The organism is Xanthomonas sp. NCPPB 4467 (assembly GCF_041475665.2).
Taxonomy (GTDB): domain Bacteria; phylum Pseudomonadota; class Gammaproteobacteria; order Xanthomonadales; family Xanthomonadaceae; genus Xanthomonas; species Xanthomonas dyei.
In genome coordinates, this window is the sequence record NZ_CM191260.1 from 4,169,820 (window position 1) to 4,193,976 (window position 24,157).

A 24,157-nucleotide genomic window follows, 5' to 3' on the forward strand; every position below is an offset into this window, starting at 1 on the left:
CCTCCGCTGCCATCTCTCAAAGACAGCCAATCAGGCCATCATAGATCGGCGGCGCGCCGCCCGGCAGCGGCTCGAACAAGGGGTTGGTCACCGCAAGCACACGGTACATCTCGTCCAGGCGCGTGCCGGCTTTCAGCGGTGCGGTGCAGCGCCAGACGCGGCTGTCCGAGCGAAGGTAGCCGCTGCGGGGATCCACACTCACTTCGCTGGCACCGAAGGTCCAGATGCAGCTGCGCACCACGCCGGTGACGCGGTGGACCGAGCAGCGAAAGCGCAACGGCTGGTAGTCGCTGAATTCGCCTCCGCAGAAGGTATCGCCGCAGATATTGTCGAAATCACGGTCCAGCCGCTGCTCCAAGTCGATGAAGGCCTCCCAGCCTTCGGCATTGGCCGGCCAGTCCACCGCGTCCACGTAAGTGGGGAGTGGCGCTGCGGCAACGGCCGCCTGGGCGGTGAAGGAGAGCAGCAGTACGACGAGCAAGCGTGCGAGCCTGGACATGGTATTTCCCGAGCAGTGGATGAGTCTGCAGCGTGCACCGCGCCCCCGGGCGCCACGATCAGCCGGCTGCCCGCGATGAATGCAGGCTATGCCGCGCCGGGCCCTCAGAAGATTGCCCATTCAGTGTCGCTGCAGCGCAACAGCCGAACGCGTAGAATCGCGTTCTACACACTGCTGACGCCTCGGAGCTACCCGCATGGGCCTTGAACTGGTCACCTCTGGCAAGAATCTGCCGGAAGAAATCAACGTCGTCATCGAAATCCCCAAGGATTCGGAGCCGGTCAAGTACGAAGTGGACAAGGCCAGCGGTGCGATCTTCGTCGACCGCATCCTGTCGACGCCGATGCGTTACCCCTGCAACTACGGCTACGTGCCCAACACCCTGTGCGGCGACGGCGATCCGGCCGACGTGCTGGTGGTCCTGCCGCTGCCGCTGGTTCCGGGGTCGGTGGTGCGCTGCCGTCCGGTCGGCGTGCTGCGCATGAGCGACGAGGCAGGCAGCGACGAAAAGATCCTGGCGGTGCCGATCGAGAAGATCTTCTCCGGCTACGCGCACATCGAAGATATCAACCAGGTGTCCAGCCACTGGATGGAGCGCATCGGTCACTTCTTCGAGCACTACAAGGACCTGGAGAAGGGTAAGTGGGTCAAGCTCGACGGCTGGGGCGGCGCGGCCGAGGCCAAGCGCATCCTGGTCGAATCGGTGGAACGCTATAATTCCGACGCGCCCTAAGCCGTTGGCTGTAACACTGCTCTGCACGTGCGGAGCAACCGGGATCACGCTTTTGCCGTGATCCCGGTGACCGCTGCCGGTAGATTGGGTACATTACCGAGTTGCGTTTGGCCGGCGTCCGCCGTCGGTGACTTCTGGGGAAGTGTCTTGCGTATTCTGTTTGTTGGGGACGAAGCCAGTCTTCCGTCCGACCTGGTCGACTACGTCGCCGATCTCGGCGACCAGTGGCAGGCGCAGCAGGTGGCCGATGGAAATTCGGCGATCGAAGCTGCGGCCCTGTCGCCCTTCGATGCGGTCATCGTTGCCCCGGTGTTGCCGGACCTGACTGCCGCCACGTTGCTGGGGCAGATCCGCACGTTGCGCCCGGACACCATCCGCATCGCGCTGATCGATGCCCAGGACGGCCAGCGGACGCCGCCGGCCCGCATCATCGGTGTAGCCCATCGTTTCCTGCCGATGCCGCTGGCGCCGGAAGTCCTGCTCGAGGCCGTCACCAGCCTGGAAGAACTGCGCGACCTGCTGGGCAATCCGCGCTTGCGCGCGGCGATCGGGCGCATCGAAAAGCTGCCCTCGCCGCCGCATCTGTATCTGAGCCTGATGCATGCGCTGGAAGAAGACGATGGCGCCGACGCGGCCGACATCGCCAAGCTCATCGCCGGCGACCCGGCGATTGCGGCCAAAGTGCTGCAGCTGTGCAATTCGGCATTCTTTTCCGGCGGCCGCAGCATCACCGATCTGCGCACCGCTGTGACTCGCCTGGGCGTGGCGACGCTGCGCGACCTGGTGCTGGCCAGCGAAGTGTTCTCGGTGCAGACGTTGACCCCGGCCGAGCGTAGCGCGATGCAGCGCCGCGCCCTGCTCTCTTCGCGACTGGCGGCGAAAGTATTGCCCCCCACCAGCGCCGAACTCGGCTCCACCGCCGCCTTGCTGGCCGACATCGGCCTGCTGTTGCCGGGCGTGCGCGACGAGCGCGAACCGCCACTGGAAGGCGGCGACGAGCGCCTGGGCCATACCGAAGCCGGCGCGTATCTGCTTGGCCTGTGGGGCCTTCCGATGCCGATCATCGAAGCGGTGGCCTTCCATCGCCATCCGCAGCGCTCCAGCCTGCGCAGCTTCTGGGTGACCGGTGCGGTGCATGTCGCCACGGCACTGGCCAGCGGCGAGACGGTGGACGAAGAGTATCTGTCCAAGGTCGGCGTCATTTCCCGACTGCCGACCTGGCGCGAGCAGGCCGAGACGTTGCTGGGGCTTGCCGAGGCGTGAGTTACGGCACCACTTGGTGCGAATAGTGAAACGAGAAAAGGTGCGAGATATTCGCGCCTTTTTCGTTGGCGCTGCAGATAACGCGAAGGGGTGCAGCAGCTGTTACAGCATGCAGTTTCGCATGGTTGCCCTGGACAACGGGATGTGCCCTTCCAGGTGGCTATGCAGGTTTCTACGCAGCGCTCGCGCACGACACAACGCAGGAGCGTTGTGTTCGTCGCATCCCGGCACCAGGAATGACGGACATAAAAAAAGCGGGCCTTTCGGCCCGCTTTTCGTTACGACGCTTCGATGATCAGAAGCGCTGGTTGTACTGCACGAACAGGAAGCGGTCGTAATCCAGCATCGGATCGATCGCCGCAGTGCTGCTGTTGGTGATCGAGTAGGTCACCGGCGGCTGCTTGTTCCAGATGTTGCGGGCACCAACGGTCACGCTGCCATCCCACGGAGCCTGCCAGGTGACAGAGACGTCCTGATAGGAGATCGAGCCCTTCTTGTTGGAACCGGTACCGCCGCCCCAGCCCGGATTCGGGGTCTGGTAATTCGGGTTGTTGCACTCGATGCCTGACGCTGCATCCCAGCAGTAATCGCGGAAGCCGCCGTAGTAACGCAGGTTCCAGTTCGCCGACAACGCGCCCAGCGACCAGTCCAGGCCCAAGGTGGCACGCACGCGCGGGAAGTTCCAGTAGCCTGCGGAGTTCGCCCACTCGGCACCGGCTTCTGCCTGCGACTTGTAGGTCGCCAGGTAGTTGGTGTCCAGGTTGACGGCAAACTTGCCGTACGCGGTTTCCGGCATGCGGTAACGCACACCGAAGTTGTAGCCTTCGGTTTCCAGACGGCCCAGGTTGACGTTGCCGCGGCTCAGCGTGGTGACCTGGCCGGTGACCGCGTCGCGACCGTAGTCGGCGCAGTAGCTGGCCAGATTGTTGAGGTAACAGTTGTTCAACACATCATTGGCCGACAGGGCGGTGATGATGTTGGAGATGGAAATGCGGTACCAGTCGAGCGAGAAGTCCAGGCCCTGCACCCAATGCGGGCTGTACACCATGCCCACGGTGCGGGTGATGCTGTATTCCGGCTCAAGCTCTGCATTGCCCACGCCCGAGTTGAACGGTGCGTTGCCCTGCACGTCGCGGCGCGTGACCGGGTTGCCTGCGGTATCGGTCTGACGGAAACCCGCCGGCAGGCCTTCAGCGGTGCAACGTGCTGCCACGCCTGCGGTGCCCAGCGAGCCGAAGGTGGCGTCGCACGGATCGGTGAAGGTATCGAACGTCTGCGAGCCGCCACCGAAGGTGTCCGACAGGGTCGGCGCACGGAAACCGGTGCCGTAGGTACCGCGCACCAGCAGGTCGTCGATCGGCTTCCAGGTGAAGCTGAACTTGCTGTTGGTGGTGTCGCCGAAGCGGCTGTAGTTGCTGTAACGGGCGGCCACGTCGAACGACAGTTCCTTGGCGCCCGGCAGATCCTTCAGCACCGGAATCAACAGCTCCAGGTAGGCTTCGTTGGTCTGGTAGCGACCTTCGGTGGCCTGTGCCGCCAGGTCGGTGGTGTAACCGGCGCTGGACAGCTGATCCGGATAGTCGTAACCGCTGATTTCGCGGTGCTCGACGCCTGCGGCGAAGCCCAGCTCACCGGCCGGCAGATCGAACAGACCACCGGTCACGTTGGCGGTCCACTGCTTGCTCAGGCTCTGCTGGGTGGCCTGACCCAGCGCATTGATGTACTGCAGCGCGTTCGGCGTGGAGGCCGACGGGCCACCCAGGATGTTGAACGGGGTGCACTGGCCCAGCGCATTGCTGGTACCCAGCGCGATCGGAGCCGCTGCGGTACCGCACTGCACCTGACCCTGTGCATTGAGGAACGACGGGCCCAGCGCCTTCTGCAGCGCCAGCAAGTTGATGTTGCCGCGCGAAACCTGCGTCACATCGTACTTGTTGTAGTTGAAGCCAACGTCCCAGTTCCAGCCGTGGCTGCCGACGTCGAACACGCCTTCCAGCGCTGCATCGAAATGCAGGGTCTTGACGTTGCTTTCGGTGGTGCGCGGCAATTCAACCGTACGACGGAACCAGCTGTTGATGTCCTGGCCAACCGGGTTGTAGTAGCTGCTGCCACTGATCGCCACCGGGAACTGCGGCTGCGAAGAAGCCTGCAGCGGGTAGCCGGCGATCTGACGGTTCGAGTCGCGCTCGGAGTACATCGCGGTCGACTTGAAGGTCACGCTGTCGGTCAGGTTGTAGCTGCCGGTCGTGAAGATCGACTTGTTGCGGCTGGACTGCTGCAACATCATCTGATCGACGGAATTGAAGTAGTCGTCGGTGGTGATGTCGTTGTGGTAGTTGGCCAGATTGCGTGAATCCGCACCTACGCCCTTACCGTCGAACGAACCGGTGTGATTGAGGATGTAGGTCTGGTCGTTGGAGGTGAAGCGACCCCACGGGCCGGTTGCACTCAGACCATCTTCGATGTGGTTCGGGCCGGCCGAGTAACGGGTCAGCGCACGATCCTTGGCCCACACCGGGTCTTCGTTGGTGTAGTTGACACCGAACACCAGCGAGGCGCGGTCGGTGGTGGTGCCGGCGGTGAAGGAGTACTGCTCCTTGGAACCGTCGCCACGACCGTTCTGGCCGAAGTACGCCGAGGCTTCTGCACCGTCGTAGTTCTGACGCAGGATGATGTTGACCACACCGGCCACAGCGTCGGAGCCGTAGATCGCCGAGGCGCCGTCCTTCAGGACTTCGATGCGCTCGATGAGCGAGCTCGGGATGGTGGACATGTCGGTCAGGCCGTTCAGGCTGCTGGTCCAACGCTTGCCGTTCACCAACACCAGGGTACGGTTTTCACCCAGGTTGTAGAGGTTGACGTACTGGCCGCCCTGTTCCGGGTCCGAGGTCAGCACAGCAGCCTTGCTGTAAGTCTGCGTACCGGCAATCGACAGGTTCTGGAGGATGTCACCAACGCTCACCAGGCCGGACTTCTGAATGTCCTGCTGGGAGACGGTGAAGACCGGCTGTGCGGTTTCGACGTCGACCGAGCGGATGCGCGAGCCGGTGATTTCGATGCGGTCCAGCGTCGTGGTCGACGGGGCGGACTGCTCTTGTGCGTTGGCGGCAAAAGCCGGCGTCAACGCGATCGCAATACCGGCGGGCAACAGGCCCAGCCGCACTGCGGAGGTGCGAAGGTTCATCAATCTCTCCAGGGTTCGTTAGTGGCGCGTTAAGCGCCCCCGTGCAAATTACGTTTGCGTGAACGCCGTCGCTTTGCGCGTCACGTTCCGTGGCTTTGCCGAATCTGGCGGATTGGTCGTCTGCTCGCGATAATGCGATGCGGAGACGCCAAAACGCGCACGAAATGCGCGTGCGAAGCTGCAGCAATTGTCGAAGCCGCTGGCGGCCGCAACCTCACCGATCATCATCGAGGTATCGCGCAGCAAGTCGGAGGCCCGCTCCAGCCGCAAGCGTGCCGACAGCGCCTGCGGGCTTTCTTCGTACAGGCTCTGGAATGTCTTGGACACATACCAACTGGAGAAGTTGGTCAGCTGCGCCAGTTCGCTGATGCGCACCACGCGGTCGCTGTTGCCTTCCAGATACAGCCGGGCCCGTTGCATGCGGCCGAACACCTGACGGCGACGGCTACGCGAACGCCCCGGGCAACGCTGCTCCTGCTCGACGAAGTCGTGCTGCATCGCGGCCAGATGCAGCAACAACGGGCGCGCCGATGCGCTGCCGCTCTGCAGCGCCGCATTACGCCACAGCCGCAGCGCAATGCGCAGGTCGCTGCGCGACAGCTGGCTGCGACCTGGATACAGCGTGGCGTCGGTCAACTCGGCCAACGACTGCAAGCTGGTGCCATCCAGGCTGACGCCGACGCACAACGCGCTGCGATCCGCCTGCACGGTGGGGTGCGAGTCCTTGTCGAAGGCGATCCAGTCGCCGGCGCGCAGCCGGAAACGGCCTTCCTTGGATTCCACCCAGGCGCGGCCCCGCAACTGCACCCACAAGGTAAATGTCGCAGCGGCGGTACGGATGCTACCCAGACGCGAGACAGCCAGACAGGTGGTCGATGTCGAGTCGCTGGCACCGTCCAGGCAGAGTGCGAGCCCGCGATCGGCAGTGATGACCTGTTGCATGTTGGCAGCCTCTTGTACAAAAGAGGGCGTAGTGTTTTGCCGAATCTGGCGTGAGTCAGGACGTTTCCACGAAGCTCTGCCGAAATTGCCACGAAGCCTTTCCGAAGGAGTTACGAGGCCACTTTTCTCAACATCATCAACAGGTTGGAGATGAAGCCGACGGACACCGATGGCTGCTCCGGCAACGGCATGTAGGCGATCGCGCTGCCGTCTTCTTCGGCCAGCGCCACATACATCGCACCGCTGCGCTGATCCAGGCTGAAACCGTTGATGGTGGTGAACTTCGCCGCGTCCAGGCACTGCGCGCGACCGCCGCCGAGCGCACTGTCGTGCGTCGCGCAACTGTCATTGGACGACAGGTAATGCACCTGACCCTGGGTGCCCGGCGCCCAGCTGCGATAGCGCCAGCGCGATGGTTGCTGCGCGTCCACCGGCTGCACGGTATCGGCAGCCAGGGTTGGCGCAACCTGCCAAAGCCCTGCCCCGCTCAGATGCGTCAACAGCACCTGCCCGCTGATGCGATCCAGGCGTACCTGCGAGACATCCTGCAGCGTGGCCAGCGCGCGCCAGGGGCTGCTGCTGCGGTCGTATAGCGTGGCAAAGGTATGCCCATCGTCGGCCGCAGCCACGACCAGCAACCGGTTGGGATCGGGAAGATGGATCGCCTGCAATGGCCGCGCTTGCGGTACCGGCAGGCGTACCGTCTTGCCGGTGCTCGGGGTCACTTCAAAGAGCGCAGCCTGTCCATCGGCATCGCTGCCGCTGACCAGCACTTGCCGCGAATCGGCCGACCAATCGGCAGCCTGTCGCGCATCCGGGCGGATCCCTTCGATCAACCGCACCGAGCCTTGATTGGTGACATCGCCCCACCACAACCCATACGCACCGGAGCGATTGGACGCGAAGATGAGTTGATGCCCGTCGGGCGCAATCATCGGTTGATCGTCGCGCCCATTGGAAGGAAACAGGCGACGCCGAATGTAGCCACCGTTCATGGGGTCGTGGATGACCTGATACACCCCGAACTGCGGCTTGCGCTGCACGAAGACCAGATGCCCGTGCGCCACGTCCGGCGCCTGCGCATCGTCCACGCCCAGATCGTGCAGGCTGCGAGCGATCAGATCGAGCCGATACAAACGCGCCTCACTATCCACGCGACGCCCGAAGATCAGCCCACTGCCGTCCGGCAACCAGCTCCAGCCACGGATATCGGCATTGTCGTGCGTCAATCGCTCCGCGCTGCCGCCTTGCGCGGGTATCCGCCACAGATCGCCCAGCTGCGGATTACGCAGAAACACGATCCATTGCCCGTCCGGGGAATAGCGCGGTGCGTAGTCGAAATCAGTCGGTTGCGCGCTGTAGGTCAATCCCTGCCATTGCCCGGTCTCAAGATCCAGACGCCGGATTCGGGGCGCACCTTGCGCGCCGGTCATGCTGCCGAACAACAACGCGCGGCCGTCGGGCGACCAGCTGAAACTGAGCATGTCCGCGCCATCGCAGCGCACCACTTCGCGTGCTGCGGACTGCCCTACCGCAGCGGCGATCATGATCCTGCAACTGCCGTCCGGCGATTGCCGGGAAAACGCGATTTCGCGCCCATCCGGCGACCAGGCAGGCAGTCGGTCGGAGACGCCGGGCGCAGGCGCTTCCAGCACCCGCGGATACGCGTTGTCGGTCGTCTTGACCAGGATCGAGGTCCCCGGCCGATCGCTGGTCAGCGAGGCGTAGGCCACCATTTTGCCGTCGGGCGAGAGGCTGGGCGTGAGATCGAATCCGCCGCCCGCGGTGATGACCTGGTACGGCCGCTTGGGGCTGCCGGGGACAGCGGTGGACGTCGCAATCTCCATTGCCGGCGCGCGCAGCCACAGCGTGCGTGCCGCAAGGCCTAGCACCACCACCAGCGCCAGACTCGCGAAGGCCAATGCCATCCAACGATGTCGGCGCGGCGTCATTGCTGCAGCAGGCAACGGCGCTGAAACTTGTTCCGACGTGCGATGACTGGCCTCCGCTGTAGCGCTGACCGCATCTGTCGCGAGCGGCGCTTCCTGCGTGGCCTGCTGCACGCCTGGCGACTCTAGCGAGGACGCCGTCTGCGTCAGCGTCGCCGCTGCGTCCGCATACGCCTCCCACGCCACCGGCGCCATCAGGCGATAACCGGTCTTGGCAATCGTCTCGATGTACTCGGACCGCTGGCTGCCGCTGCTGGCAAACGCCTTACGCAGCTGCGTCACTGCCTGGGTCACCACATCGTTGGTGGGCAAGGTGTCAGGCCATACCTCGGCGAGCAGCTGCTCACGCGTCACTACCTGCCCTGGCTGTCGCGCCAGTGTCAGCAGCACCGCTAACGATTTGGGTGGCAACCGCAACGCCCGCCGTGCGCCCGGTGCGTGTACTTCGCGCGAGGCAAGATCGACCACACACGGCCCGACACGCAGCCGGCCAGATGGCATTGCAGTAGCAGGAGGAACACTCATCGGCAAAACACGCGTCGGCATGCAAGGACTACAAAAACGCATCGCACTCAGTGCGAAACGCCAAATTCAGCAAAGGACCACGACCAACTGTGTCATGCATCCAGTTGGCGCAAATTTTACTCTATGCCCCGTTGCTTCCTATAAAGGGCGGCGACGTCAGGCTCTCTCTCTCTCGCCGACGAATTCAAATAATTACGATGTTCCCTTCGCGCCTTCTGGCGCGATTTTTTTATCTGCGATTCAGCTAAAACGCTGCAAGCCCTTATGCGCTGTAACCGCTTGCAACGCGATCGCATCGCGGCACTTGCGCACAGCGATGCGATCTGGTGCAACGAAGCTGAATTTTTGATAAGCGAGCCATGCACTGCGGGCAATCTAATGCAGGCTCGCGAGCCAAGAGTGGCTGACAAAACGTCGCGAGCAGTCGCCAGGTGGGTGTGGAGCGCGCGCTCAGAACCGGAGTATGCGAGTGGTACATGCCGCACCGAGCACCGGCCGCGCCGCCTGGCGGCTGCACAGTCGTTTTGTCAGCTGTTCTAAGAGGGGCGATAGACCTGCGCACCCTGCGCCAGAAACTGCGAGGCCTTCTCTTCCATACCAGCCGACAAGGCGTGCTCTTCGCCCATGCCGTGCTCGGCCGCGTAGTCGCGCACGTCCTGGGTGATCTTCATCGAACAAAAATGCGGCCCGCACATCGAGCAAAAGTGCGCCAGCTTGTGCGCGTCCTTGGGCAGGGTTTCGTCGTGAAACTCCTTGGCCTTTTCCGGATCCAGCCCGAGATGGAACTGGTCGTCCCACCGGAACTCGAAGCGCGCCTTGCTCAGGGCGTTGTCGCGCACCTGCGCGCCGGGATGTCCCTTGGCCAGATCGGCCGCATGCGCGGCAATCTTGTAGGCCATGATGCCGTCGCGCACGTCCTGCCGGTTGGGCAGGCCCAGATGTTCCTTGGGCGTGACATAGCAGAGCATCGCGGTACCGAACCAGCCGATCATCGCCGCGCCGATGGCGCTGGTGATGTGGTCGTAGCCAGGCGCGATATCGGTGGTGAGCGGCCCCAGCGTGTAGAACGGCGCTTCGCCGCATTCGCGCAGCTGCTTGTCCATGTTTTCCTTGATCAACTGCATCGGCACATGGCCCGGCCCTTCGATCATGGTCTGCACGTCGTGCTTCCAGGCGAGTTTGGTCAGCTCGCCGAGCGTTTCCAGTTCGCCGAACTGCGCGGCATCGTTGGCGTCGGCGATGCAGCCCGGGCGCAACCCATCGCCCAGTGAAAACGCCACGTCGTAGGCCTTCATGATCTGGCAGATGTCTTCGAAATGCGTGTAGAGAAAGTTCTCCTTGTGGTGCGCCAGACACCACTTGGCCATGATCGAGCCGCCGCGCGAGACGATGCCCGTCACCCGCTTCGCAGTGAGCGGCACATAGCGCAGCAGCACACCGGCGTGGATGGTGAAGTAATCCACGCCCTGCTCGGCCTGCTCGATCAAGGTGTCGCGAAAGATCTCCCAGGTCAGCTCTTCTGCACGGCCATCGACTTTTTCCAGCGCCTGATAGATCGGCACCGTGCCGATCGGCACCGGCGAGTTGCGGATGATCCACTCGCGCGTTTCATGGATGTGCTTGCCGGTGGACAGATCCATCACCGTGTCGCCGCCCCAGCGGATCGACCACACCAGTTTCTCCACTTCCTCGGCAATGCCAGACGACACCGCGCTGTTGCCGATGTTGGCGTTGATCTTGGTCAGGAAATTGCGACCGATGATCATCGGTTCGCTCTCGGGATGATTGATGTTGTTGGGAAGGATCGCGCGGCCGCGTGCGATCTCATCACGAACGAATTCCGGCGTGATGCGTTGCTGGATCGACGCACCGAACGATTCACCGGGATGTTGCTTGCGCAGCATTGCGTCGGTGACGGCCTCCAGACGCTGGTTCTCGCGGATCGCCACGAACTCCATCTCCGGAGTGACGATGCCACGCCGTGCGTAATGCATCTGGGTGACATTGGCGCCGGCGCGCGCCACCCGTGGCAGGCGCCGTGCGGGGAAGCGCACCGCATCCAGCCGCGCATCGTGTTCGCGGCCGCGCCCGAAGTGCGAACTCAAGGTGTCCAGCGCCACCGTATCGCCACGTTCGGCAATCCAGTCGGCGCGCAACGGCGCAAGGCCGGCAGCAAGATCGATCGCTGCCCGCGGATCGGTATACGGCCCGGAGGTGTCGTAGACACTGAGCGGCGCATTGTCTTCGCCGCCGAACAGCGTCGGCGTGCGCGTCAGTGCGATCTCGCGCATCGGCACCTGCAGATCGGCACGCGAACCGGGCACGAAGATCTTGCGGGAACCGGGAATCGGCTGGGTCACAGCCTCGGATAACGATTGGGCTTGTTGCTGCAAAACGGTAGGCGCGGCATTCATGGCGTTCGTCCTGTGTGCTGGTGACCAGCACCAATGGCGCTGGCTCTGCGAAGAAGTCGCAGTGCGGACGAAGCGGCGGCGCTCAATATGACGAACCGTGCAGGCACGGACCATCGCATCTTACGAAGCTTCCCTACGCCGGTATGAGCCGGATCAGGTTCGAAGGGACTATCTCAACCGCAGCGCACTGCGGTACCCCCACTTCGGCGGCGATTAAACCACATCGCCGCTGGCGGGCGCATGCACGGTTGCGTGACAGAGCCGCCCGATGAACGCAGCAATGCAGCTGACATGCCCAGACATGTTCGCGGCACATGGGCTCGCTAGCGTGGTCACACAACAACCAGAAACCTGCCCTCTCTCCTTGCCGCCGCATCCCGGCGGCATTTTTTATCGCCCCCCTTGCGGCCGACGGCTCCGCTTCGTTATCGTCGCGTGAAAACATGGATGGACGACGCGAATGCAATGGATGCGACGGTGTGCGTGGATCGTGGCAGTGCTGATCGCAGCGGTGGGACCTGGTGCAGCGGCCGAGCCGCTAGCAGCGGAAGTATTCGTCGAATCCGGCCCGATTTCCTCGCCCGCGATGTCGCCGGACGGCAAGCATCTGGCGGTCAGCGCCGATCTCGGGGATGGCAGCTACGCGCTAGTGGTGTACCGCATCGCCGACATGCAATCCACCACCATGTTGCGCCTGCCGCGCTACGAGTTGCCGGTGCGCATTGCCTGGGTCAGCGATCGGCGTATGGTGATCGGCAAGGGCCGCAAGCTCGGCTCGCTGGAAGAACCGGTGCCGATGGGCGAGATCATCGCCACCGACCTGGATGGCGGCAATCAGCGCTACGTCTACGGCTACCAGCAAAGCACGCGCAATGCGGGGCTGGAGCGCGGCTTCGGCTACATCGAAGGGCTGCCGAGCCGGCGTAACGGGCACTTCTACATGCGGCGGCTGTCGCTGGATTCGCGCCATTCGATGCTGTACGACGTGGACGCGAGTACCACCACACATCGGTTAATGGCCGACATCGACGTGCCGCGCCTGAGGTTCATCCTCGACAACGATGATGTGGCGCAGTACGCCTACGGCACCGATGACGACGACAATTCGCTGCTGTTCCGCCGTAACGGCAACGGCTGGACACCACTGACGCAGGTCCAGTCCAACTGGCGCCCGATTGCGTTTGCCGAACAACCCGGTCGTGTCTATGGCTGGTACAGCGTCACCGGCGGCCCGGCGGCATTGGTGTCCAGCGATCCGGACGGACAGCAGCGCAGCGTACTGGCGTCCGACCCGTTCTACGACGTGGATGATCTGCAATGGGGATTGGCGCCATTTGCGCCGTTCGCGGCCCGACTGGGACCGGGCCGGCCCGCGCTGCGCTAGATCGCGCCCGACAGCGCACCGGCGCAGCTGCATCGCAGCCTCAGCGAGACCTTGGCGGGTCAGTACGTGGATTTCGTCAACTTCACCGAAGATGGCAGCGCCGTGCTGCTGAAGGCCTATAGCGACCGCGATGCCGGCGCCTGGTACATCTTCAATCGCCCGACCAATACGCTCAAGCTGGTCATCAAGTCCCGCAGCGCCCTGCCCGCAGCACTGATGGGCGAGCGGCGGATGGTGAAGTTCAAGGCCCGCGACGGGCTCATGCTGGACGGCGTACTGACCGTTCCGGCGACGGCCGGCCAGGGCGCGCCACTGCCGATGATCCTGCTGCCGCACGGCGGCCCGCATGCCGACGGCGACGGTTGGGCGTTCGATACCGATGCGCAATTTCTCGCCAACCGCGGCTACCTGGTGTTGCAGGTCAACTATCGCGGCGGCACCGGCCGAGGCAATGCCTTCGAACGCGCGGGCTACCGCCAGTGGGGCGAACGGATCCAGGACGATCTGGTGGATGGCGTGCGTTGGGCGATCGACCAGGGCCTGGCCGATCGCTCGCGCATCTGCAGCTACGGCGCCAGTTTTGGGGCTTACGCAGCGATGATGGTGCAGGTGAAGGCACCGGACCTGTTCCGCTGCGCGGTGGGGGTGGCCGGCATCTACGACCTGCAGATGATGTACACCAAAGGCGACATCAATCAGAGCGCGTCCGGCACCAATTACCTGCAACGCGTGATCGGCCGCGACGCAGCCGACCTTGCCGCGCACTCGCCGGTTTCGCTGGCCGAGCGCATCAAGGCGCCCGTGCTGTTGGTCCACGGCGAAGAGGATGAGCGTGCGCCCTTTGCCCAGGCCAAGAGCCTGCGTGCTGCGCTCACGCGTAGCGGCAACGCGCCCGAATGGATGGCGGTGCCCAAGGAAGGCCACGGGTTTTACAAGGACGCCAACCAGATCGCCTTTTACCGCACCCTAGAACGCTTCCTGGCCAGGCAGTTGGGTAATCCGACAACCGCAGCGGCGGGCGGCACCACGCCGACCACGCCGCAGTAACGCCGGCGCACGTCACTCCAGCGTATAGCCCACCCGCAGGCCGCCCCAATGCTTGCGGCCGACGAAGATCGGGGCAGACAGATCGAACATGATCTGGCCGGTATCGCGGCGGTAGACCTGCAGGCGGTATGGGTCGGTATGTGCACCGACGCTGCGGCCAACTCGGTCGGAGAACTTGCGCTTGGTGCGGTTGCCGACCAGATCGCGCTTGGGGTCGCCGGTGAGCGGCTGGGTGAAACGCAGATTGTGGGTAGGCACATAGCCGTCGGGATTGGCGCAGATCGCGAACACGATCCACGGATGCGCATCCAGCAAGGGTTCCTGCAACGGAGGCAGCACGTGATCGCACACCGCGTCGAAGTCGGTGCTGAACTTGGGCGGCTCCACACCGGCAATCGGGGTGTAGGTGCGCGCGAACAACGCCGCTTCGTCGATCTGCCCACGCGCGATGGCCTGCGCCAATGCGGTGCCGATCTTGCCCGCCGTGGCAACGGCGAGTTCCTTGACGCGCGCGTGCCTGGGCACCTGCAGTGGATCGGGCGGCAGGCGGAACAGGCCTACGCAGTCGCGCAGGGTTTCGGTGCCGCGTTCCAGCGCTTCGCTGCGTTCGGCCACGTGCGCGGCGTGCTGCAGGTTGCTGCGGCCCAACGCCACCACGCCATCCACCGCACGCTCGATGCCGCGAATCTCGCCGTCCTGCGCCTGGATGCGTCCGGCCACCGTGGTCATCGCGCTACTGGCCTGCCCAAGCACACGGGTGATGCCATCGAGCACCGCCTCGGTCCCGCGCGCGGAGGCCGCACCCTCGCCCACTGCGGCGCTGGTTTCGGCCAGGATCGCGCGCACATCGCGCGCTGCCGCGGCGGCACGTTCGGCCAGGCGGCGGATTTCGGTGGCGACCACCGCAAAGCCGCGCCCGGCATCGCCGGCGTGCGCCGCTTCGATGCTGGCGTTGATCGACAGAATATTGGTCTGAAACGCCACCGAGTCGATGACTTCGATGACCTCGCCGGCACGTGCCGCGCGGCGCTCCACTTCATGCATGGCCTGACCCAGCGCATGTGCCGCGGCCACACCCTGGCGCGCGCTGTCGTCGGCGCTGGCGGCCAGCGCAATGACCTGCGCCAGTTCGGCATTGACGTCCTGCAGGCTCGACGACAACCGCTCCACGGCCGTGCGTGCACCGTCCAGCGCTTCGGTCTGCGCCTGCGATTGGCGCACCATCTCGTCGTTTTCGGCCACCAACGGCGGCACTTCGGCGGCGATCTGCACCGACAGCGCCACAGCCTGGCGGATCGCTTCGGCCAGATTGCCGAAGCCGGCCTGCAGCCGGCGGCCCATGTCGGTGTCTGCCAGGCCCGTTGGCAACAGCAGATCCAGCTCGCAGCCGGCCAGCGCCTGCGCGGTGCGCTCCAGCACCGTGCGGTCTTCGTGCTCGGCCTGCAGGCGTGCCACCAGGGGCTGCAGCAGCGGCGAGATCGGCACCGGGCGGCTACCGTCGGCCAATCGCGTGGCTTCGCGCAATAAGGTTGCGGTTTCCACATGCGGTAACGACAGCATCCAGCCGCCATGCTCGCGGTCGCGGATGTAACGCACGCGCCGGGCCGGGTCGTCGCCCGGCGCGGCCCATACTCCTTCGTCGCCGACCAGGTCGGTGGCGCTCAATCCCCACAATACGGTTGCCGGCAAGCCATCCAATTCATTGGCGGTCTTGCCAAGCACGTCCAGGCCAGCGCGATTGCAGGCCACCACACACGCCTCGGCCGACAGCCGCAGCAAGGCGACCGGCGCGTCGGGGAGCAGGGCCGCACGCGTGTGCGACGGCAGGTCAGGCGATTGCATCGAGCTCATGGGGATTCCTAAACCATCAGTGTCGTTAGCGGCGCGCGGCGGGCAGAATTGAGCGGCGCACTCATCCGTGGCGGCTGGCTCAGTAGCCGGCGGCCTGCCCATCCTTGCGACTTTCCGAGGCGCCGTAATACACGCCATTGGCCGGATCACGGGCAATCGCCTGATAGCCGCCGTACGGGCCGTCGGCAAAGATCACCCTGTGGCCTTTGCGCATCAGTGCGCGAATGGTGTCGTAGGAGAACCCGGTCTCCAGATTGAGCTCGCCGCCGTCGCTCATCGCGGTGGCCTGGCCGGTGGGCTCGGTAGAGCCCTCGTGCTGGATGCGCGGGGCATCGCCGGCTTCCTGCAGATTCATATGGAAATCCACCAGGTTCATCACGATCTGCACGTGCCCTTGCGGCTGCATCGCCCCGCCCATCACGCCAAAGCTCAGCCACGGCTTGCCGTCCTTGGTGACGAACGCCGGGATGATGGTCTGGAACGGCCGCTTGCCCGGCGCGTAGCCGTTGGGGTGGTCCTTCTTCAGCACGAACATCTCGCCACGGTCCTGCAGGATGAAGCCCAGCCCCGGCGGCGCCATGCCACTGCCCATGCCGCGATAGTTGGACTGGATCAGCGACACCATTCATGCCGTCGGCATCGGCGACGGTCATGTAGATGGTGTCGCCCTCTTCCAGTTGTTTGGGCGTGCCGGGCTGCACTTCCTTCAAGGCCTTGTCCATGGAAATGAGCGACCGGCGCTGGGCGGCGTACTCCTTGGACACCAGCTTGGCCAGCGGTGCCGGCTGGAAGGCAGGGTCGGCATAGAAGCGCGCACGGTCGGCAAAGGCCAGCTTCTTGGCCTCGGTGAACAGATGCACGTGCTCGGCCGAGCCGAACGGGATCTTGGAAAAATCGTAGCCTTCCAGGATGTTGAGCATCTGCAACGCCGCGATGCCCTGGCTGTTGGGTGGCAGCTCCCACACGTCATAACCGCGGTAATTGGTGCTCACCGGCTCGACCCATTCGCCCTGATGGCTGGCCATGTCCTCGTAACTCAGGTAGCCGCCATTGGCCTTGAAGTAGGCGCCGATGGTGCGTGCGATCGGCCCCTTGTAGAACGCGTCGCGGCCGCCGTCGGCGATCTGCTGCAAGGTGTTGGCCAGGTTCGGGTTCTTCCACAGCTCGCCCTTGCGCGGGGCGTGCCCGTCGATGGTGAACTGCTCCTTGAAGCCGGGGTATTGCGACAGCCGCGGTACCGAGCGGTCCCAGTAATAGGCAATGGTTTCGGCCACCGGATGGCCTTCGCGCGCGTAGCGGATCGCCGGAGCCAGGTTCTGCGCCATCGGCTTGCGACCGAAGCGCTCATGCAGCGCAAACCAGCCATCCACCGCGCCCGGTACCGACACCGGCAGCGGCCCGGTCGGCGGAATGTCTTTCAGCCCGCGCCGCTGAAACTCGGCCAGGGTCAGCGACTTGGGCGAACGACCGGAGCCGTTGTAACCGTAAAGCTTGCTGGTCTTGGGATCCCAGACGATGGCGAACAGATCCCCACCCACCCCATTGCCGGTCGGCTCCATCAAGCCCAACGCCGCATTGGCGGCGATCGCCGCGTCCACCGCCGAACCGCCGTTTTTCATCACATCCAACGCGATCTGGGTGGCCAGCGGTTGCGAGGTCGCCGCCATCGCATGCGGGGCGATCACTTCGGAGCGGGTGGCGAAGGCTTGTCCGGTGACACGGTCAGCGGCGCCAAGAGGCGGCGCGAGCAGCGCCAGAGCAGACACCAATAAGACGGGTACGCGACGCATGATCAAGAGCTCCCCCATGACACAACGAATGAAACACCAACCATAACAGCGGCCTCCGTCACAGCGTTCGATCACGGTCGCACTGAAGCAACAAAACCGCGCAGTTAGCGATGCAAATCTGCGATGTCGGCCGGCCGGCGATCCGGTTTCAATGGAAACCATGCTGCTGCCATGAGGCTTCGCGCTCGGTAAACAGCGCTGATCCAGATGTTTCACCCGCAAGGGTTGACACCCTACCGGCGGCAATGGTTATCTCAGTCCATGCAGCAACGCACCGCCACCACGAACGCTCTGATGTCCGCGCCCTCCGGCGCGTTGGCAGCGTCGCTTCTCGTGCTCGTACTTATTACCTCGCCAACCGGTGCGGGACGAGACTTCGTGTAGGCGACAGACACACAAGGCTTCGATCAGACCCCGCACCGGCAACGGCGCGGGGTTTCGCGTTTCAGGGACCCCCAAAAGTTTCGAATGACATGAACGACAGCACCAATATCGCGCCAACTACTTCCATCAGCGCCAGCAACAGCGCTGCGGCAAGCGTCTACGTGCACGGTGCCCTCGCTCATCCCCGCTTTGCTCGGCCAACCAGCCTCTGCGCTGCCGGCTGATCCCTTTCTCACTGCCAACCCCGCAAGGATTACTTCATGAGCAACGACACCCAACCGAAAATCGCGATCATCGGCTACGGCAGCCAGGGCCGCGCGCATGCGCTGAACCTGCGCGATTCCGGCTTCGACGTCACCGTCGGCCTGCGTCCCGGTGGCCCGACCGAATCCAAGGCGCAGGCCGACGGCTTCACCGTGGTGGCGCCGGCCGACGCGGTGAAGACCGCCGACCTGGTCGCGATCCTGACCCCGGACATGGTGCAGAAGAAGCTCTACGAAGAGGTCATCGCGCCGAACATGAAACAAGGCGCCTGCCTGCTGTTCGCGCATGGTTTGAACGTGCATTTCGACATGATCACCCCGCGCGCCGATCTGGACGTGGTGCTGGTCGCGCCAAAGGGCCCGGGCGCGCTGGTGCGTCGGGAGTATGAAATCGGCCGCGGCGTGCCGTGCATCTATGCGGTGTACCAGGACACTAGCGGCAAGGCCGAGCAGTTTGCGCTGACCTATGCCGGCGGCCTGGGCGGCGCGCGCGCCAACATCATCAAGACCACCTTTAAGGAAGAAACCGAAACCGATCTGTTCGGCGAGCAGGCGGTCCTGTGCGGCGGTGCGTCCTCGCTGGTGCAGGCCGGTTTCGAAGTGCTGGTGGAGGCCGGTTACCAGCCGGAAATCGCGTATTACGAAGTACTGCACGAATTGAAGTTGATCGTGGACCTGTTCTACGAAGGCGGCATCACCCGCATGCTGGAATTCGTGTCCGAAACCGCACAATACGGCGACTATGTCAGCGGCCCGCGCGTGATCGACGCCAGCACCAAGGCGCGCATGAAGGACGTGCTGACCGACATCCAGAACGGCACCTTCACCAAGAACTGGGTGGCCGAATACGAGGCCGGTCTGCCGAACTACACCAAGTTCAAGCAGGCCGACCTGGAACACCCGATCGAGGAAGTGGGCAAGAAACTGCGCGCCAAGATGGTCTGGCTCAACGGCGAACAGCAAGCCGCTGCCGCACCAGCGAATCAACAAGCGGCATAACGCCGCCGCATCCCCCACCGCTTAACACCGAAGGTCCGCAACGCATGAACACCTCCGCACACAGCACGCCCCGCAACGGCGCGCGCTGGCTGACGCAGGCCCTGGAAGCCGAGGGCGTGGAAACGCTGTTCGGTTATCCGGGCGGCACCATCATGCCGTTCTACGACGCCCTGGTGGATTCCAGGCTCAAACACATCCTGGTCCGTCACGAACAGGGCGCCGCCCTCGCCGCCAACGGCTACGCCCGTGCCAGCGGCAAGGTCGGCGTGTGCGTGGCGACGTCCGGCCCGGGCGCGTCCAATCTGGTCACCGGCATTGCAGACGCGATGCTCGATTCGGTGCCGATGGTGTGCCTGACCGGTCAGGTCGCCACACCGCTGCTGGGCACCGATGCGTTCCAGGAACTGGACGTGTTCGGCATGACCATGCCGATCGTCAAGCACAGCTTTCTGGTGCGTAGCGTGGACCAGTTGCCGGAGATGGTGCGCGAGGCGTTTCGCATCGCGCGCGAAGGCCGCCCGGGCCCGGTGTTGATCGACCTGCCGAAGGACGTGCAGATCGCCGACGCCTCGCATCTGCCAGTGCATGTGCCGGCGGCGGTGCTGCCGCCACCGGCACCGGCGGACGCGAAACTGGCCGACGCGCTGGCCGCCATTGCCAGTGCCGAGCGCCCGGTGGTGTACGGCGGCGGCGGGATTGCGCTGGCCAATGCGGTGGACGCATTCCGGCGGTTTGTCGAAGCCACCGGCATCCCGACCGCGCTGACCTTGCGCGGGCTGGGTGCATTGCCGCATGCGCATCCGGATTACCTGGGCATGCTGGGCATGCACGGCACGCGGGCCGCCAATATGGCCATCCAGGAATGCGATCTGTTGGTGGTGGTCGGTGCCCGTTTCGACGACCGCGCCACCGGCAAATTGAGCGAATTCGCACCGTTCGCACGCGTCATCCATCTGGATGCCGATGCGTATGAAATTTCCAAGCTGCGCACCGCCGACGTTGCCGTGCCCGGCGATGTGGCAACCAGCCTCAAGGCCTTGAGCGCAGCACGCGCCAACTGCCAGGCATGGCGTACGCGCTGTTTTGCCAATCGCGAAAAATTCGCTACCCGCTACGACGCGCCCGGTACCGATATCTACGCACCGGCGCTGCTGAAGCGCCTGAGCGAGGTGGCGCCGCCCGACACCATCATCGCCTGCGATGTGGGCCAACATCAGATGTGGGTGGCCCAGCATTGCCGCTTCAACGATCCGCGCAATCACCTCACCAGCGGCGCACTCGGCACCATGGGCTTCGGCCTGCCAGCGGCAATGGGCGCGCAGTTCGCCTGCCCCGATCGCACCGTGGTGCTGGTCTCCGGCGACGGCAGTTTCATGATGAACGTGCAGGAGCTGGTGACCATCGCGCGCTGCAAGCTGCCGGTGAAGATCGTGCTGCTGGATAACAGCTCGCTGGGCATGGTGCGCCAGTGGCAGGAACTGTTCTTTGCCGAGCGCTACAGCGAGATCGATCTGTCCGACAACCCGGATTTCGCCGCGCTGGCGCAGGTGTTCGGTATTCCGGCCAAGCGCATCATCGCGCGTGGCGATGTGGATGCGGCACTGGCGGAGTTGCTGGCCCAGCCGGGCCCCGGCCTGCTGCATGTGACCATCGACGCACGCGCCAACGTGTGGCCGCTGGTGCCGCCCAACAACGCCAATAGCACCATGCTGGACAGCAATCCCGCACATGCGGTCAAGGAGACGACACATGCGTTACCGGCTTGACCTGGTGCTGAAGCCGGCCGAAGGCGCACTGGTGCGCGTGATCGGTATGACCGAGCGCCGCGGGTTTCGCCCGTGCGCCATCCAGGGCGCGGCCGCGCCCGACGATGCCGGTCGCTGGCATCTGCAGCTGGATGTGGACAGCAGCCGGCCGCCGGAAACGCTGCGCCTGCAGCTGGAAAAGGTCTACGACTGCGAGTCGGTGATGATTACGGCGCTGGAATCGGTCGAGGCGGCCGCATGAGCATGCAGACCTCGCGCGACCATCAGACTGCCATCCGGAGGTGTCTTCTTCCGGATCGGCCGTGCGCGTGCCGCAATGCCTGACTCCGGCCGCTCCTCTTCGCAGGAACCAGACGTAGGCGACGTGGCCGTCAGCGTGGCCGACGTGCTGGCCGCGCAAGCGCGTCTGCGCAAGTACCTATCGCCCACGCCGCTGCACTACGCCGAGCGTTTCGGCGTGTGGCTTAAGCTGGAAAACCTGCAGCGCACCGGCTCTTACAAGGTGCGCGGCGCACTGAATGCACTGCTGGCGGGGCTGGAACGCGGCGACGAGCGTCCGGTGATTTGCGCGTCGGCCGGCAACCATGCACAAGGTGTGGCGTGGTCGGCGTATCGGCTGGGCGTGCAGGCCATCACGGTGATGCCGTACGGCGCACCGCAAACCAAGATCGCCGGCGTCGCGCACTGGGGCGCCACCGTGCGGCAACACGGCAACAGCTACGACGAAGCGTTTGCATTCGCCCGTGAGCTGGCCGACCAGAACGGCTATCGCTTCCTGTCGGCCTTCGACGACCCGGACGTGATTGCCGGGCAAGGCACGGTCGGCATCGAACTGGCCGCGCACGCACCGGATGTGGTGATCGTGCCGATCGGCGGCGGCGGCCTGGCCTCCGGCGTGGCGCTGGCGTTGAAATCGCAAGGCGTGCGCATTGTCGGCGCGCAGGTCGAGGGCGTCGACTCGATGGCACGTGCGGTGCGTGGCGACTTCCGTGAAATCAGCCCCGTCGCCACGTTGGCCGACGGCGTCAAGGTCAAGATTCCCGGCTTCCTGACTCGCCGCCTGTGCGCGAGCCTGCTCGACGATGTAGTGATCGTGCGTGAAGCCGAACTCCGCGAAACCCTGGTGCGTCTGGCACTGGAAGAACACGTCATCGCCGAAGGCGCCGGCGCCCTGGCATTGGCCGCCGGTCGCCGTGTTGCGGGTAAACGCAAATGTGCGGTGGTCTCTGGCGGTAATATCGACGCAACCGTTCTGGCCGCACTCTTGTCCGAGGTGCGGCCGCGTCCGCCACGCAAACCGCGGCGTCGCAATACCGAGCGACTTCGTAACGAACGTAGCGTCAAGCCTCCACCCCAAACACCCGCTCTTTCCCGCCCATCCGCAGTCGCTTCAACGCCTGTCACCGCCATCGCCGTAGAGGAGTCTTCCTGGTGAACACGACCGTATCCAACCAGACCCCGCGTATCCGAATTTTCGACACCACCCTGCGCGACGGCGAGCAATCCCCCGGCTGCAGCATGACGCCCCAGCAGAAGCTGGTCATGGCGCGCGCGCTGGACGAACTCGGCGTGGACATCATCGAAACCGGCTTCCCGGCCAGTTCCCACTCCGACCGCGAAGCTGTCGCGATGATCGGCCGCGAGCTGCGCCGCCCCACCCTGGCGGTGTTGTCGCGCTGCCTGCAGGCCGATATCGAAACCTCGGCAAAGACGCTGGAAGCTGCGGCCAACCCGCGCCTGCATGTGTTCCTGTCCACCAGCCCGCTGCACCGCGAGCACAAGCTGCGCATGAGCCGCGAGCAGGTGCTGGAGTCGGTGCACAAGCACGTGACGCTGGCGCGCGGTTACATTGATGACGTCGAGTTCTCTGCCGAAGATGCAACCCGTACCGAAGAAGATTTCCTGGCCGAAGTCACCCGTGTGGCGATCGCCGCCGGTGCCACCACGATCAATCTGCCGGACACGGTCGGCTTCACCACGCCGGAAGAAATCCGCGGCATGTTCGCGCGGTTGATCGCCAGTGTGGACGGTGCCGACAAGGTGATCTTCAGCGCGCACTGCCACAACGATCTGGGCCTGGCGGTGGCCAATTCGCTGGCAGCCATCGAAGGCGGCGCGCGTCAGGTGGAATGCACCATCAACGGCATCGGCGAGCGCGCCGGCAACTGTGCGCTGGAAGAAATCACCATGGCGCTGAAGGTGCGTGGTGCGTTCTACAACATCGATTCGGCGATCAACACACCGCGCATCGTGTCGACCTCGCAGTTATTGCAGCGCCTGGTTGGCATGCCGGTGCAGCGCAACAAGGCCGTGGTCGGCGGCAACGCATTTGCACATGAATCGGGCATCCACCAGCACGGCATGCTGCGTCACCGCGGCACCTACGAAATCATGCGCCCGGAAGATGTGGGCTGGGAATCGTCGCAGATGGTGCTGGGCCGCCACAGCGGCCGCGCAGCGGTCGAGCAGCGCCTGCGTGCATTGGGCTATTTGTTGGAGGAAGAAGAGGTCAAGCTGGTCTTCGAACAATTCAAGGCGCTGTGCGAGAAGCAGCGCGTGGTCACCGATGCCGACCTGCAGGCATTGATGCAGGACGCGACCGTGCAGGAAGGCTACCGTCTGGCTTCGATGACCATCAGCGACGTCGGCAGCCGCGCCAATGCGTTGGTGGAGCTATCGGATCCGGATGGCAATCGGGTGGCGGAAACCGCGCAGGGCAATGGCCCGGTCGATGCCTTGTTCGGTGCATTGGCGTCGGCCACCGGCGTGAAGCTGGAGCTGGACAGCTACCAGGTCCACAGCGTGGGTATCGGCGCAGACGCGCGTGGCGAAGCTAGTCTGAGCGTGCGCCACGATGGTGTGGAGTACGAAGGCACCGGCACCAGCAAGGACATCATCGAGGCCAGCGCGCTGGCATGGCTGGACGTGGCCAACCGACTACTGCGTCAACGCGAGCGCGGCGTGGTCGCCGGCAAGACCGCTGCGGTGGCGTAACGCCGCAGCGACTGACAGCTTGCGATAGACCTGACGGCCAGCGGAGCGATCTGCTGGCCGTTTTGGTGTTTGGTGTTTGGTGTTTGGTGTTGCAACTTTCTTGCAAGTGCGTCGGGTTGCTGCGAGCGCTTGCACTCGTACCGACACAGAACAACCTCGCACACTAGATC

The 24,157-nt window shown here is 64.4% G+C and carries 13 protein-coding genes, 1 other RNA gene, 2 pseudogenes and 1 riboswitch; of the genes and pseudogenes, 8 read left to right on the forward strand and 8 right to left on the reverse strand.

Annotated elements, in window-relative coordinates:
* Positions 1-16 precede the first annotated feature (16 nt).
* The gene (locus ACCQ06_RS18165) at positions 17-499 is read right to left on the reverse strand and encodes a hypothetical protein (RefSeq protein ID WP_316688585.1); all 483 of its coding nucleotides are present in this window, start codon (positions 497-499) and stop codon (positions 17-19) included.
* Positions 500-695: 196 nt separating this feature from the next.
* Between ACCQ06_RS18165 and ppa the strand changes: the two genes are divergently transcribed.
* Complete coding sequence (gene ppa, locus ACCQ06_RS18170) at positions 696-1,232, forward strand: inorganic diphosphatase (protein WP_005990841.1); 537 nt, start codon at positions 696-698, stop codon at positions 1,230-1,232.
* Positions 1,233-1,379: 147 nt separating this feature from the next.
* Complete coding sequence (locus ACCQ06_RS18175) at positions 1,380-2,495, forward strand: HDOD domain-containing protein (protein WP_104617291.1); 1,116 nt, start codon at positions 1,380-1,382, stop codon at positions 2,493-2,495.
* Positions 2,496-2,790: 295 nt separating this feature from the next.
* Here ACCQ06_RS18175 and ACCQ06_RS18180 read toward each other — a convergent pair whose 3' ends face one another.
* From ACCQ06_RS18180 to thiC, 5 genes are all read right to left on the reverse strand, one after another.
* Positions 2,791-5,679 carry a TonB-dependent receptor plug domain-containing protein gene (locus ACCQ06_RS18180; protein ID WP_316688600.1) on the reverse strand — a complete coding sequence of 963 codons (2,889 nt, stop codon included), beginning with the start codon at positions 5,677-5,679 and terminating at the stop codon, positions 2,791-2,793.
* Between the two features lie 48 nt (positions 5,680-5,727).
* Positions 5,728-6,621, reverse strand: a complete 894-nt coding sequence (locus ACCQ06_RS18185; RefSeq protein WP_104617293.1) for a helix-turn-helix domain-containing protein — start codon at positions 6,619-6,621, stop codon at positions 5,728-5,730.
* Between the two features lie 110 nt (positions 6,622-6,731).
* Positions 6,732-9,071 (reverse strand): winged helix-turn-helix domain-containing protein, encoded by a 2,340-nt coding sequence (locus ACCQ06_RS18190; RefSeq protein ID WP_316692668.1) that lies wholly within the window; start codon positions 9,069-9,071, stop codon positions 6,732-6,734.
* Positions 9,072-9,496: 425 nt separating this feature from the next.
* Positions 9,497-9,573: non-coding RNA, sX9 sRNA (locus ACCQ06_RS18195), on the reverse strand.
* A 58-nt stretch (positions 9,574-9,631) separates the two neighbouring features.
* Positions 9,632-11,509, reverse strand: a complete 1,878-nt coding sequence (gene thiC / locus ACCQ06_RS18200) for a phosphomethylpyrimidine synthase ThiC (RefSeq protein ID WP_316688605.1) — start codon at positions 11,507-11,509, stop codon at positions 9,632-9,634.
* A gap of 112 nt (positions 11,510-11,621) precedes the next feature.
* Positions 11,622-11,719, reverse strand: a riboswitch (TPP riboswitch).
* Positions 11,720-11,969: 250 nt separating this feature from the next.
* Between thiC and ACCQ06_RS18205 the strand changes: the two are divergent.
* Positions 11,970-13,940, forward strand: a pseudogene (locus ACCQ06_RS18205) (S9 family peptidase).
* A 12-nt stretch (positions 13,941-13,952) separates the two neighbouring features.
* Here ACCQ06_RS18205 and ACCQ06_RS18210 read toward each other — a convergent pair.
* Both ACCQ06_RS18210 and ggt read right to left on the reverse strand, forming a co-directional pair.
* Complete coding sequence (locus ACCQ06_RS18210; RefSeq protein WP_316688607.1) at positions 13,953-15,791, reverse strand: methyl-accepting chemotaxis protein; 1,839 nt, start codon at positions 15,789-15,791, stop codon at positions 13,953-13,955.
* A gap of 79 nt (positions 15,792-15,870) precedes the next feature.
* A pseudogene (ggt, locus tag ACCQ06_RS18215) lies at positions 15,871-17,581 on the reverse strand (gamma-glutamyltransferase).
* A 644-nt stretch (positions 17,582-18,225) separates the two neighbouring features.
* On the opposite strand from ggt, the gene ilvC reads away from it, so the two are divergent.
* The 5 genes from ilvC (at position 18,226) to ACCQ06_RS18240 (ending at position 23,987) form a co-directional block, all read left to right on the forward strand.
* Positions 18,226-19,227 carry a ketol-acid reductoisomerase gene (gene ilvC / locus ACCQ06_RS18220; RefSeq protein WP_104617296.1) on the forward strand — a complete coding sequence of 334 codons (1,002 nt, stop codon included), beginning with the start codon at positions 18,226-18,228 and terminating at the stop codon, positions 19,225-19,227.
* A gap of 44 nt (positions 19,228-19,271) precedes the next feature.
* Complete coding sequence (ilvG, locus tag ACCQ06_RS18225) at positions 19,272-20,993, forward strand: acetolactate synthase 2 catalytic subunit (RefSeq protein WP_316688611.1); 1,722 nt, start codon at positions 19,272-19,274, stop codon at positions 20,991-20,993.
* On the forward strand, positions 20,977-21,234 hold the full coding sequence (locus tag ACCQ06_RS18230) for an ACT domain-containing protein (protein ID WP_104617298.1): 258 nt from the start codon (positions 20,977-20,979) through the stop codon (positions 21,232-21,234). The genes ilvG and ACCQ06_RS18230 overlap by 17 nt, the downstream gene beginning before the upstream one ends.
* A 75-nt stretch (positions 21,235-21,309) precedes the next feature.
* On the forward strand, positions 21,310-22,428 hold the full coding sequence (locus tag ACCQ06_RS18235) for a threonine dehydratase (protein ID WP_228324649.1): 1,119 nt from the start codon (positions 21,310-21,312) through the stop codon (positions 22,426-22,428).
* Entirely contained in the window at positions 22,425-23,987 is a 1,563-nt protein-coding gene (locus tag ACCQ06_RS18240) for a 2-isopropylmalate synthase (RefSeq protein ID WP_228324650.1), read from the forward strand. Before ACCQ06_RS18235 ends, ACCQ06_RS18240 begins: the two co-directional genes overlap by 4 nt.
* Positions 23,988-24,157: the final 170 nt, after the last annotated feature.